This is a genomic window from Aerococcus sp. Group 2, assembly GCF_905125285.1.
Lineage (GTDB): Bacteria > Bacillota > Bacilli > Lactobacillales > Aerococcaceae > Aerococcus > Aerococcus urinae_E.
In genome coordinates this window covers 301,361-313,916 of the sequence record NZ_CAJHPA010000003.1, presented here as the reverse complement: position 1 = coordinate 313,916, position 12,556 = coordinate 301,361, and the positions used below count along the sequence as shown (strand labels likewise).

11 protein-coding genes are annotated in these 12,556 nt (G+C 47.7%); 1 reads left to right on the top strand and 10 read right to left on the bottom strand.

The features are described 5' to 3' along the window. Nucleotides 1–139 precede the first annotated feature (139 nt). The 4 genes from JFU01_RS06045 to JFU01_RS06030 form a co-directional block, all read right to left on the bottom strand. The gene (locus JFU01_RS06045) at nt 140–1,327 is read right to left on the bottom strand and encodes a class I SAM-dependent rRNA methyltransferase (protein ID WP_195856239.1); all 1,188 of its coding nucleotides are present in this window, start codon (nt 1,325–1,327) and stop codon (nt 140–142) included. 3 nt (nt 1,328–1,330) lie between these two features. Next, nucleotides 1,331–1,969: a VanZ family protein gene (locus JFU01_RS06040; protein WP_198434201.1), complete on the bottom strand. Its 639-nt coding sequence runs from the start codon at nt 1,967–1,969 to the stop codon at nt 1,331–1,333. Nucleotides 1,970–2,157: 188 nt separating this feature from the next. Then, the gene (locus JFU01_RS06035; protein ID WP_195856237.1) at nt 2,158–3,669 is read right to left on the bottom strand and encodes a sensor histidine kinase; all 1,512 of its coding nucleotides are present in this window, start codon (nt 3,667–3,669) and stop codon (nt 2,158–2,160) included. A 2-nt stretch (nt 3,670–3,671) separates the two neighbouring features. Further along, nucleotides 3,672–4,388 carry a response regulator transcription factor gene (locus tag JFU01_RS06030; RefSeq protein WP_013668862.1) on the bottom strand — a complete coding sequence of 239 codons (717 nt, stop codon included), beginning with the start codon at nt 4,386–4,388 and terminating at the stop codon, nt 3,672–3,674. A gap of 196 nt (nt 4,389–4,584) precedes the next feature. On the opposite strand from JFU01_RS06030, the gene JFU01_RS06025 reads away from it, so the two are divergent. Further along, on the top strand, nt 4,585–4,941 hold the full coding sequence (locus JFU01_RS06025) for a single-stranded DNA-binding protein (RefSeq protein WP_111852048.1): 357 nt from the start codon (nt 4,585–4,587) through the stop codon (nt 4,939–4,941). A gap of 332 nt (nt 4,942–5,273) precedes the next feature. Here JFU01_RS06025 and JFU01_RS06020 read toward each other — a convergent pair whose 3' ends face one another. From JFU01_RS06020 to JFU01_RS05995, 6 genes are all read right to left on the bottom strand, one after another. Next, nucleotides 5,274–5,750 (bottom strand): GNAT family N-acetyltransferase, encoded by a 477-nt coding sequence (locus JFU01_RS06020; RefSeq protein WP_195856236.1) that lies wholly within the window; start codon nt 5,748–5,750, stop codon nt 5,274–5,276. A 451-nt stretch (nt 5,751–6,201) separates the two neighbouring features. Continuing rightward, nucleotides 6,202–7,125: a DNA-binding protein WhiA gene (gene whiA / locus JFU01_RS06015; protein WP_195856235.1), complete on the bottom strand. Its 924-nt coding sequence runs from the start codon at nt 7,123–7,125 to the stop codon at nt 6,202–6,204. A 31-nt stretch (nt 7,126–7,156) separates the two neighbouring features. After that, nucleotides 7,157–8,161, bottom strand: coding sequence for a gluconeogenesis factor YvcK family protein (locus tag JFU01_RS06010; RefSeq protein ID WP_195856234.1), 1,005 nt, complete (start codon nt 8,159–8,161; stop codon nt 7,157–7,159). Next, on the bottom strand, nt 8,158–9,054 hold the full coding sequence (gene rapZ, locus JFU01_RS06005; protein WP_195856233.1) for an RNase adapter RapZ: 897 nt from the start codon (nt 9,052–9,054) through the stop codon (nt 8,158–8,160). The genes JFU01_RS06010 and rapZ overlap by 4 nt, the downstream gene beginning before the upstream one ends. Nucleotides 9,055–9,293: 239 nt before the next feature. Then, entirely contained in the window at nt 9,294–11,015 is a 1,722-nt protein-coding gene (locus JFU01_RS06000) for a phospho-sugar mutase (RefSeq protein ID WP_195856232.1), read from the bottom strand. A 236-nt stretch (nt 11,016–11,251) separates the two neighbouring features. Beyond that, entirely contained in the window at nt 11,252–12,493 is a 1,242-nt protein-coding gene (locus JFU01_RS05995) for an MFS transporter (protein ID WP_195856231.1), read from the bottom strand. Nucleotides 12,494–12,556 lie beyond the last annotated feature (63 nt).

Genomic DNA, 12,556 nt, shown 5'->3' with positions numbered 1-12,556 from the left:
TGAAAGGATGATGCAATCTCTCGATTGCTTCGCATCTATTGTAACACGATCTTCTAACATATGTAAGGGCTTACATATACTTTTTTGAAATTTTTCCCATAACTATTTACTTATTTATAGCTTTCCTCAAACTATCAGTCTATTTCTGCTTTTGGTAGACCTTAACCTTTAGATAATCGCTCTCAGGACTAAGAGGCGGTACCGGAAAATCATCAGGCAGGTGGAAGCTTTCTACTAATTTAATCTGATGGCCACCAGCCTTGGCTCCCTGGTTAATATCCGCTTGAAAGGCTTTGGGCGAATAGTTGGCCGCATTGGTGGAACAGATCAGATACCCACCCGGGCTGAGAATCTCCAAGGCATCGTGGACCAGTTGGGGGTATTGTTCCGTCACCTTGAAGATCTGCTTACCATTACGGGCAAAACTGGGCGGGTCCATCACGATCACATCATAAGTCAGGTCATGGCGCTTAGCGTAGGCAAAATAGTCAAAGGTATCCATAACATAAACCTTATGACTATCTCCTAGGTCAATCCCGTTGGCGGCAAACTGTTCCGCAGTGAGTTCCTTGGTCCGGTTGGCCAGGTCCACAGAAGTGGTTGACAAGGCACCACCCATAGCAGCCGCCAGGGAAAAGGCACCCGTATAGGAAAAAGTGTTGAGCACCCGTTTTCCTAGGGCTAGTCTTGACATCAGGTAATCACGGACCAGTCTCTGGTCTAGGAAGATCCCCGTCATCCAGCCATCTGCCAGACGGGTGACATAATTGATCCCGTTCTCCTTAATCATAACTGGTTGGTCCGTTACTTGGCCCCAGAGTTTTTCATTTTTATGGGGCACAGCTTGACTCTTGAAGCGGTTCTTCCCTTCCATGGCGATGGCTTCAGGGTAGACTGCCTTTAGCGCTTCAATAATGGCTGCCTGGTTCTGGTAAATTCCCAGAGAATACCATTGCAGGAGCAGGTAGCCGGCGTAGTAATCCACCGTCAAACCGCCTAAACCATCACCCTCCCCGTTAAAGACCCGGAAGGCAGTGGTCAAGTCATCGTGGAAGAGCCCCTGGCGCTTGTCCTTGGCGCTTTGAAAGAGGTCTTGGAAGAAGGCTTGCCCCCACTTGGTCTGGCGGTCATAGCTATAGATCCAACCAATGCCTTTATTTTGCCTGGCCAGATAGGCTAAGGCAAGGAAGTCGCCGGCTTGGTCTTGGACTTGGACCAAGTCGCCCTCTTCAAAGTGAGGTGGCTTGACGAAGTCCTGTTCTTTTAATAATAAGCGTCCCGCGCGAGCCGCTTGACTGGCGCGTTTCTTCAGAGTGAGTGTTCGCATACTTTACCTGCTTTCATGTTTCATTAGAAAGAAATGTTTAAAGTCATAGGCAAAATGGCCAATCACCACGCCCATACTGTTAAAAATCACGTCATCAATATGGCCCAGGCCCGTACCCAGGAAGAGCTGGCCACATTCAATCATAAAGGAAAAGCCCATCCCCATAAAGAGAACCCGGAAGAAACTCCGTTGTCCCTGGAAGAAATAAGCCAGCAACCAGCCAAAGGGAATAAACCACAAGACATTGCCAAAAAAGTTATACCAATAGGAAAAACTGGAATCCCCATAGGCCAGTTTGATGGTATCCACCAAGGGCAGCCAGTGGAAGTCCCGTAAAGTTACTCCAGGAACTAGGGATAAGCGCCACCACTGCCAGTCGTAGCGTAAGACGGTGAGGTGGAGGAGGAGGACCAAGTAGACAAAGAGGGCTAAGACATGGCCGTACTTGGACCAATCGACCTGCCACTGGGCTTGGCGGCACTTTTTCACATGGGCGATTAGGGCGGAAATAGCCAGAAAAATTAAAACATAGAGGATGGTTTTATCGAGAGAAAAAACTAAGAGGCGGATCAGGGGAAAATGATTCACCCGGTCCGCCAACAAGTAAGCGAGTAAGTGATAGAGAGGGCCGAGAAAAATCATCGAGAAATCCGCTCCCCACTAGTCCAGCTACTTTTTTTGACCGGCAGTTTTTTATGGGGGTCAGGGAAACAGCTTATCTTTATCAGTATCGCTTTTGACATCCTAGCTGGGTAGGAATAGGTAGACATGAGGAAGGTCTCCTTCTGGTTAATTTTTTGAACGCCCCCTGGCGCTTCCCGCTTGAGGATCTAGCTGGGATCAGTCGGGTCAGAGGCGTCGTCACTAGTTTGCGAGTCACTGGTCGTTGACTCTTGCTTTTCATTTTTAGTCTTGATTTGACTTTCAGGCGGGAAACGCAGGGTAAATTGGGTGCCCTTATCCACTTCGCTAGTCACCCGGATATCGGCTTGATGGACTTTCATAAGTTGCTTCACAATAGACAGTCCCAGCCCCGATTCGCCGTAAGCTGAGGCCTTACGCGATTGGTCGACTTTATAGAAACGTTCCCAAATATTGGCTAATTCGCTCTCGGTCATCCCGATCCCGGTGTCGCGCACGCGAATGGTGGTCCACTGGTCTTCGCCAAGGTCAGCATCAATGGTGATGGTGCCGGATTCAGTAAACTGGATGGCATTGTGGACCAGGTTAAAGATAATTTGCCGGAAGCGGTCCATGTCCGCATACATGGTCAAGTCGTCCGGACAATGCAAGACGATGCGGTCATCTTTCTTGTCGGTCAGTTCCTTGGCCTGAATCACCAGTTCTTCAAGAACCGATTTAACGGGAAAGGTCACCCGGTTGAGGACAATTTCATGGGCCCGGATTTTCTCATAGTCCAAGTTATCGTTAACTAAACGGATCAAGCGCTGGGTTTCCTTATGCAAGAGCTCCAAGCTCCGTTCTTCCTTGTCCTTGGGGAAGATATGGTAGCGCAAGCCTTCCAAGAGACCGTTCATGGTGGTGAGCGGGGTCCGCAATTCGTGGGCGATATCCATAATCAATTGATGGCGCATGCGTTCTTGGCGCTCGATCTCTACTTCCGATTCGGCTAGGGAGGCCGTCATGTCGTTGAAGTCATCAGCCAAGTCATCTAACTCATCGCGGTGGGCGGAAGGGATTTGCAGATAATGGCCTTGGGTCACCGAGCGCGTAGCCTGACGCAGGCGATTGATCCGCGAAGTTTGGTAGCGGGCCATCAGAATGGCTAGGATCACCGCGGCTACCACCGAAATCGCCACACCTTGGAAGATATTGGCCTTTAACTTGTTAATGGTTTGGCGAATCCCACCCGCGGCCTGGCCAATCACCAAGTAACCTGAGTAGTCGCCCGAATCGCCGTCTTCTAAGGGGACGGCAATGGCATAGGCATCGGGACTATCCCCGGTAAAGCCCAGGTCGAAGTCAAACAAGCCTAAGCGGCCCTTCTCTTTCATGGAAACAATGTCATCTTGAGGAAGACCTTGTTCCGCATAGTCGCCATTGTCCTTGTCAGTGAGGGACTGGGGATAGATGCGTTGGTTATCCGCGTTATACCAGAAAATCTTAATCTGAAAGGAATCTTCAAACCAATTCTGAGCCTCTTCTAGCATCTCGCGAGACACTTGCCGGCCTTGGATTTCGGAATAGACGGTCTCTAAATCATCAAAGACCTGTTGATAGATCTGACTCTCCGTGTAACGAAAAAAGGTAAAGGAGAGTCCGCAAACCGTCACCAAGACCAAAATCGCAAAGGATGCTAATTGTTGGTATAAGTAACGCAAGTTTACTTCTCCCCACTTTCATCGTATTTATAACCCACACCCCAGACGGTTCGAATGGCTTGGGGGCCGTTCTTTTCCATCTTTTGGCGGAGTTTTTTGATGTGGGCATCTACGGTCCGCTCATCCCCGTAGAAAGGGTCTTCCCACAAACTGGTCAAGAGGTGGTCGCGGGTGAAGACCTGCTTAGGGTGGGAAGCTAAGAGGGCCAGAATATCAAATTCCTTGGGCGTCAAATTAGCAATGGCTTGGCCGTGAAAGGAAGCCTCCCGGGTATTGGGGTCAATGGTTAAGTACTTGGTCTTAATCAGGCTCTTCTCTTCTTGATCTTGGCTTTCCCGGTTGTCATTAGCATCCCGCCGTCTCAGTAGCGCGTGCATCTTAGCCACCAGGGTCAAGGGGCTAAAGGGTTTGGTGATATAGTCATCTGCCCCTAATCCCAAGCCCAAGACTTGGTCACTCTCACTATCCCGCGCTGTCAGCATAATAATAATCACATCTTGGTTGCTTTTACGGATATCTTGGCAGATGCTAATGCCATCCTTTGACGGCAGGTTGAGGTCTAAAATCACAATATCAATCTCATCTTCATGGGCCTTGAAGTAGTCGTACCCTTCTTGGCCATCATAGGAAAAATGACTCTCCCAACCCGCTTCTTGGTCAAGGAACATGGATAGCATTTCTGCCACACTGGTATTATCTTCAATCATCAAAATTTTCACGCCACGGCCCTCCTTTTTCTCCTGCACCTGTTAATAAGGCGTCGATGGTGGTCACTGCCTCATCAGCAGGACCTATTCCCTACCTATTATAAGCAATTTTAGGAAAAATTTGTCAAAGAATGCAAAAGATAAATAATTCTTAAAGGAGAAAATTGTCCGCCCTTTGCGGCTTAATAGGAAGAGAGGAGGTGAAGAAATGAACCAAGTCCAACTGATTGGCCGCTTAGCCCGAGACATTGAAATGACCCAAACGGAAAGTAAACACCAAGTCCTAAACAATGCCCTGGCTGTCAACCGCTTTGTCGGAGGAGAGAAGCAGACCGATTTTATTCCCATTACCGCTTGGAATGCGACCGCCCAGCTGATTGATAAATACCTGGACAAGGGCGATGAAATTGGCATTGTAGGTAACTTACATATGAACCACTATACCAATAAAGACCAAGTGGAGGTTTACCAATTAGAAGTCATTGTCCGCGAAGTCTTCTTCTTACGCAAGAAACAAGGCGACAAGCCAGTCCAAGATATTAATATTGAAGTGACTAAGGTTTAAAGCCAAAAATAGACGAGAGTGTGACAAAAGTCAAAAGAGCCCTGAACCACTGGAACAAACTATGGAAGATAGGCTTGCGCCTATCTTCCATAGTTTGTGAAGTGGACGTCAGGGCTGACTTTTGGAACACGTTTTGATTAGATAGTTCGTGTTTCACAAAGAGCCTGGGACTTTTTCCCAGGCTCTGTATTGATTTAATCATTCATTTCAAGTAAAAATAGTTTTCTTAACCAAATAGCTTAGTGAGCCGGCGGGCTAGTTTTGAAATATAGAGGAGCAACATGGGCTAAAGCCTTTTTTTACTTTAGCCATCAACTACTCGCCTGGCCCTTTCATTCTTTCCTTCCCTCGGCTTCATTTTGGTAGTGCATATAAAGCAAAGGATAGGGCCTGCCCTCAGTATCCAAGGCCGTCCGGTTATATGGAACAAAACCCATCTCTTGATAAAAACCAACCGCTTTGGGATTCTGTTCATTCACGGTGAGCTGGCTAATCCCATAGGAGGTCATCCCCTCCTCAAGCAAGGCCCGGCCCAGGCCTTGGCCCCAATAACTCGGATGAAGAAAGAGCATCTCCAGGTTTTCGCCCGCCATTCCCATGAAGCCAGCAATTTGTCCCGTATGGGCCTTGACCACCACTAAGTCGTCAACCGCCATTAAAGCGCCCGGCACCTCTGCTTTAATGGCCTTGACCGCAGCTTCCGAGAGAAAGTCATGACTGGCTCTTACCGACGCCTCCCAAATCGCCAGGAGCTCTGGAATATAGTCCTCCCTAGGAGTTACTTCACAGATTTGATATTGACTTGACATGGTTAAACTACCCCCTTCTCACTTAGACATCCGACGATCTTCTCCTATACCAGACCTTACTTGAAAGCCTTTAGCGGCGTTCTCTCCGGTATCAAATCATAATCTGCTCCGGGTGCAGATCGATCTCCACTTCACTAAAGTGCAAGAAATTCTTTTCAAGAATTTTTGCTCTTTAGCTCCAGTGTTCTTGCCTCTTTTTGCGCTAATCGCATCAGAGCATAACCTGCTCGCTGACAAAAGTGAACTCCGCTTCAGAAATATTTGGCAATCCTTTTCAAGGATTACCGCATATTTCTTCCAGCGTTTCACTTTTTGTCGTCAGCTCGCATCAAAGCATAACCTGTTCCAAGCGCAGAGCAAGCGTCCGCTTCAGAAAATGACGACAAATTCTCTGCGAGAATTTTGACGCCATTTTCTTCCAGCGGTCTTGCTCTTTGGCGCGCTTGTCACATCAAATGTTTTCCGCGTATTGGTTGAGTCTTCTGAGGCGGTGGTTGATGCCGGACTTGGAGACGGGGCCGGAGGGGAGGAGTTCGCCGAGTTCCTTAATGGTGGCCGAGGGGTTATCGAGGCGGGCTTGGGCGACTTCCTGGAGTTTATCCGGTAATTTATCCAGTCCAATGGTGTTTTGAATGTGCTGGATGCTGCGGATTTGCTTGGCAGCGGCGTCAATGGTCTTATTCATATTGGCATTCTCGCAGTTAACCATGCGGTTGACCGAATTGCGCATGTCCCGAGTCACCCGGACGTTTTCAAAGCGCAGGATGGCACTAGAGGCTCCTAAAAGCGCCAGGAAGTCAGAGATTTTCTCCGCTTCCTTGAGATAGGTGATAACCCCCTTACGCCGATTGGTGGTTCGGGCATTCATATGGTAGTAATTCATCAATTCTGCCAGCTGTTGGGCATGGCTTTCATGGCTGGAATAGATCTCCAAGTGATAGGAGGAGGTTTCCGGATTATTAACCGACCCCCCAGCCAAAAAGGCTCCCCGTAAATACGCCCGGCGTGTGGGATCGTTAGAAATAATCTCAGCTGGAGCCGTTTCTAAGATACTGGAATCGCCGAGAATGCCCAGTTGGTCTAAGAGCAGGTCAACAGCTTGTTTAACCCGGACGATATAGACATTATTTTTCTTTAATTTCATCTTCTTCCGGACCAGGATTTCCCCATGGACCTGGAAGTAGGTTTTTAAGAGGGTATAAATTCTTTGGGTAATGGCCGCATTTTCCGTTTGAATATTCAGTGAGAGTTCGCCTTCAACGATCTGCAAAGCACCGTTCATACGAATAATGGCGGATAGTTCTGCGCGCGCTTCCTCTTGGTCAAGCTTTAATTGGGTCAATTCTTTCTTGACACTGGCTGCAAAAGAAACCACATGATCGCCTACTTTCTCTTCTTATTAATAACTAGTGTTGATGGTGGTCACGGTATACTTGGATCAGGGCTTGGACCAACTTATCCTTGTCGTGATAAACCCCGGAATCCTTAAGGTTTAAGAAATCCCAGCCAATGATTTCCGCCCCCTGGTCTTTCAAAGCTTGCCGGTCGTGACTGACTTGGACTAAATAATCGAGAACCTCATTGTTTTCAATGTATTCATAGGGTACGGTGGTCCGGTTCAACAGGCAGGCATCGATATAGTGCCCTTGTAAATGATCGTTAATCACCCGTAAGTGGTCCGCATCGGAAAAGCCCTCGGTTTCGCCTAGCTGGGTCATGATATTACAGATATAAACCACCGTGGCCGAGGTTTCCTGGATGGCTTGGCGGATTTCTGGGATAACGATATTGGGTAAGATCGAGGTATAAAGGGAACCGGGTCCTAAGACCACCATATCAGCTCCCATAATGGCATCGACCACACCCCGACCGGCTTTGACGCTTTGATCAGGACTTGCCTGATTAGCCAAACGAACTGAGACCGACTGGATGGGACGTTTTTCTTCAACGATGGTAGTCTCCCCTTCAATCATATCGCCTTCTTGGTAGTGGGCTTGTAAGATGAGAGGTTCTTCACAGGCAGGCAGGACCCGGCCCTTGACCGCCATGGTGACCGATAATAATTTCAAGGCCGAGTAAATACTGCCCCGCATTTCAGTGAGGGCGGCAATAATCAAATTACCAATGGCATGGCCCGAAAACTCCTGGTCTTCAGGAGCAAAGCGGTACTGGAAGACATCCTTATAGAGACTATTGGAGTCTGACAAGGCCACCAGGCAGTTACGCAAGTCGCCTGGGGGGATGGTATTTAAGGCCGACCGCAATTTGCCCGAAGAGCCCCCGTCATCTGCGACGGTCACCACAGCGGTTAAGTCGCAGTTGGCGCTCTTCAAACCGGACAGGAGGATGGGGAGGCCGGTCCCGCCACCAATCACGGTAATTTTAGGGTAATAGTTCCTTGACTCACTCATTGATTTCGCTCCGTTCCTTTGCGTTTGTTCTGGTCACGGTGACTGATATGGGTGGTGTAATTGGTTGTGTCCATGATATGTTGACCGATCCGGCGGGTCAAAGCCACGGACCGGTGTTGACCCCCGGTACAGCCAATGGCGATGGTCAAGCTGGCCTTCCCTTCGGCTTCATAGAGGGGCAGGGTAAAGTCTAAAAGGTCGACAAATTTTTGGTAGAAAATTTCGGTATCGTCCTGGTCCATCACATAGTTATAAACGGGCTCGTCTTCCCCAGTTAAGGGACGCAATTCGTCGATATAGTGGGGGTTAGGCAGGAAACGCACGTCCATGACGATATCAGCATCAATAGGGATCCCATACTTAAAGCCAAAGGACATGACTTCAATAGTGAAACCTGACGCATCAGAGACATGGAATTCCCGGATCAAGGCTGCTCGTAATTCCTTAGGGGTGATGGAAGTGGTATCGATGGTCAAGTGGGCGAGGGCCCGGACTGGACTCAACTCTTCCCGTTCCCGTTGGATCCCCTCTAAAATCGTCCCGCCCTTTTGCAAGGGATGGTTACGGCGGCTTTCCTTATAGCGAGCCACCAAGGCCGCATCACTGGTATCTAGGTAGACCAATTGGGAATGAATCTTAGGGTTATTATCCAAGAGTTGGAGGGCATGGACAAATTCATCAAAGAATTCCCGTGACCGTAAGTCAATCACCAAACAGACTTGATTGATATCCTTAGACTTCTTAATCAATTCGGAAAAAGTCGGTAAGAGAGAAGGCGGTAAGTTATCCACACAAAAGTAACCCATATCTTCAAAACTTTGTAAGGCAACCGTCTTCCCGGCCCCACTCATTCCCGTAATAATTACAATATTTAATTCACTATTTTCTGACATAATGTCTCCTTTTGTCTGAACACAGACCTAATCCTTCTCATTATAGCAAGCATCAATCGGGCCAGCAATTAAATAAATCCTAAAAATAATCAGCAAGTCATCCTAAATCCTGCCAATAAGGCAAAAAGAGGCTGGGCTTGTATTCCCAGCTCCCTTATTAATCATTGACTTTTGTTGGGCTTTTAGCAAATAACCATGATGAGCATGCGTTCTGCTTTTGAATGGTGTCTTTAAAAACTTTATTCTGCCAAAGCTTGCATGACTTGGCCATATTGGTCGACTTTTTGGGCGGCTTGGTCTTCGGAATCCGCCTTGACACCGATGTAGAACTTAATCTTAGGTTCCGTCCCACTTGGGCGGACAGCAATCCAAGAGCCATCTTCTAGTTGGTATTTCAAGACGTTGGACCGGGACATGTCGAAGTGTTCAACCTGACCCTTATCGTCAATCCGTTCCCCAGTTTGGAAGTCCTCGGTTAATAGTACCGCTTGGCCGCCAATTTCTTGGGGTTGTTCTTGGCGCAAGTTAGCCATAATGCTTTCAATCTTCTTGGCGCCGGCTTGGCCTTCAAATTTAAGCGGAATGGTTTTTTCCAAATAGTAACCATATTCCTTGTAAAGGTCTAAGAGTCCGTCATAAACGGTCTTGCCTTGGTCCTTGTAGAAGGCCCCCACTTCCGCAAATAAGAGGGCCGCTTGAACAGCATCCTTGTCGCGGGCAAAAGGCTTAATCAAGTAGCCATAGCTTTCTTCAAAACCAAAGAGGAAGTTATGTTCCCCGGTTTCTTCATATTCTTGGATCTTTTCGGCGATAAATTTAAAGCCGGTCAGGGTATTTTCGGTAGCAATATCGAAGGATTCCGCAATCTTAGCTGGCAAGTCACTAGATACGATCGATTTCACGATCACACCATTTTCAGGTAGGGTTCCCTCTTCCTTACGAGCGGTAAGAATATAGTGGGTTAAGAGCGCTCCAATTTGGTTACCAGAAATAATCTTGTAAGAACCATCTGGCATTAAAGCCGCTGCCCCCATACGGTCAGCATCCGGGTCAGTGGCAATCAAGAGGTCCGCGTGACTTTCCTTGCCGTAACGGATGGCATAGGTGAAGGCTTCTGGGTATTCAGGGTTGGGTTCGTCTAAGGTAGAAAAGTCGCCATTGGGTTCTTTTTGTTCTTCCACGTAGACAATGTTTTCAAAGCCGGCCTTGTCTAAGGCTTGTTCCATCAACATTTGCCCCGTCCCTTGGAGAGGGGTGTAGACAATGGTGACCTTGTCTTTCATCTTGTCGATAATATCAGGGTTCACGGTCACAGTTTCCAGGTTCTTCAAGTAAGCGTCATCGACTTCCTTACCGATCACTTGGTAGAGTCCCTTGTCCTTAATTTCATCCAAATCAGCCAGGGGAATGGTTAACATATTGACGTCTTTGACGTGGTTGACCAAGGCATCAGCGTCTTGAGGCGGCATTTGCCCACCGTCTTCGCCATAAACCTTGTAGCCATTGTAGTATTCGTTATTGTGGCTGGCAGTAATCATAATCCCGGTAAAGGTGCCTAAGTGGCGGACAGTAAAGGAGAGTTCCGGCGTTGGGCGAACCCCTTCAAAGATATAGGATTTAATCCCATGTTGACCCAGCACCCGGGCCGCATTTTGCGCGAATTCCAGGGAATGGTTACGACCGTCATAGGCAATGGCTACCCCACGATCCACGGCTTCTTGGCCATATTCTTCCATCACGCGGGCCAAACCTTCTGTGGCTTGGCGGACGGTATAAATATTCAAACGGTTGGTCCCCGGACCCATTAAATCACGCATGCCCGCCGTCCCAAAGTTCACCTCTTTGTAGAAAGCTTCCTGGAGGGCGTCTTCGTCTTTTTCTAATTCTTCTAATTCAGCACGAACCTGAGCATCTAAATCGGGAAAATTCTTCCATTGCTCATAAGCATCTTTCCAAGTCATGGGATCACTCCTCTTTCATTTTTCGTACCTCTATTGTACCAAATTCTCCCTAGCTTTTCTCCCCTTTCTCCTAAAACAAGCGCTCCCATCGCCTTGACGGGGGGAATATCATTTTTAGGGAATGGCAAGCGAGCTCTGGTCTTCTCTTAGTGTTAAAAACATTGCCTCAAGCTTGAAATAAAAAATACCCCTTAGTCTCCCATCAAGAGACCAAGAGGTAAAGGAATTAACTAATCCTACATATATTTTTCTGCTTGTTTGTGGGCGGCGATCCAGAAGACAGCGATTAAAGCTGATAAAACTGCCAGGAAGACCCAGGCGGTTTGGTAGGTCCCGGAAACATCCGCTAGGGTAGCTGCCAATAGTGACCCGGAAGTCATCCCTAACATCAAGGCACTTTGGACGATACCGTAGGCCTTAGGATAGTCAGCAGCGTTAAAGATTGATGAGGTCATCAATGGCGGTAAGACGGTACCAATGGCATTCCCTAAACCAAAGAAAATGGCCATCAGGAAGACAAAGGTGTAATTGCCACTGAAGAGCATCAAGAAGTAAGCCAAGGCGCAGAGTAAGGAAGCGTAGAGCGTTGCAATCCGAACACCAAACTTATCATTAACCACACCGAGCACCAACTTACCGAGAATACCGACTCCAGAATAGATAGACACCATTTGGGCCATCTTACCCGCGCCGTGGAGTTGTTGGACATAAGGTGGGAATTGACCCAAGCCCCCATTGTTAGAAATACCGATAAAGACGGTACCGATTAATAACATAATAAAGAATGGTTTCTTGAAGGCTTCTTTAGTAGGTAATTTCACCCCTGTATGGTCCTCTTCTTGATGGTCAGCCGTGTCATCCACTTCAGCTGCTCCCAAGGCATGGAGGCCCTTAGCTTCAGGGTGTTCCACGAAGAGCATCATCACTATCGGAATCCCGACCACTAACATAATGATGGCATAGACTAAGTAAGCCATCCGCCAGCCCATGTCACCAATTAACCAGGTTAGTAATTGACTGAAGATAATGCCGCCCAAACCAAGTCCAGCAAAGGAAAGACTCAAGGCAGTTCCTCGACTTTTCACGAACCAATTATTAACCAGCATGGACACGGGAATAATGGTAGTCGCGGTATAACCAAAACCTACCCCAATAGAGAGCAAATAAAACACATAAATATTCGGGGCAAAGGCATATAATCCGTAAGAAATGGCATAGGCAAGCACACCGATCAGGTAAAAGCGCTTGAAGTTCCCCTTCTTAGCGAATTGTTGGGAGACAAAGGGTGATACAAAAATCCCCATCCCCAGAACAATGGAGTTGACAAGGGCAAAGGCTGAATTGGCAATGCCAAATTCTTCAACGACATAGGGTTGGAAGAGGTTAGCTACGGCCACCGAAGCCGGTCCCATGACCGCTAGCATGATAATGGCGCCGAGCACGACCCACCAACCATAGAATAACTTATTTTCTTTCATTGAATTCCTCATTTCTATAAAACTTTACTTATTTACTATACCAGTAATTTGAAATTTTGTTGG

Excerpts from the sequence above, each read along its gene's own strand:
- JFU01_RS06020 (WP_195856236.1), bottom strand. The coding sequence starts at position 5,750 with ATGTCAAGTCAATATCAAATCTGTGAAGTAACTCCTAGGGAGGACTAT.
- JFU01_RS06045 (WP_195856239.1), bottom strand. The coding sequence starts at position 1,327 with ATGCGAACACTCACTCTGAAGAAACGCGCCAGTCAAGCGGCTCGCGCG.
- JFU01_RS06025 (WP_111852048.1), top strand. The coding sequence starts at position 4,585 with ATGAACCAAGTCCAACTGATTGGCCGCTTAGCCCGAGACATTGAAATG.
- rapZ (WP_195856233.1), bottom strand. The coding sequence starts at position 9,054 with ATGTCAGAAAATAGTGAATTAAATATTGTAATTATTACGGGAATGAGT.
- JFU01_RS06010 (WP_195856234.1), bottom strand. The coding sequence starts at position 8,161 with ATGAGTGAGTCAAGGAACTATTACCCTAAAATTACCGTGATTGGTGGC.
- JFU01_RS06000 (WP_195856232.1), bottom strand. The coding sequence starts at position 11,015 with ATGACTTGGAAAGATGCTTATGAGCAATGGAAGAATTTTCCCGATTTA.
- JFU01_RS05995 (WP_195856231.1), bottom strand. The coding sequence starts at position 12,493 with ATGAAAGAAAATAAGTTATTCTATGGTTGGTGGGTCGTGCTCGGCGCC.
- JFU01_RS06040 (WP_198434201.1), bottom strand. The coding sequence starts at position 1,969 with ATGATTTTTCTCGGCCCTCTCTATCACTTACTCGCTTACTTGTTGGCG.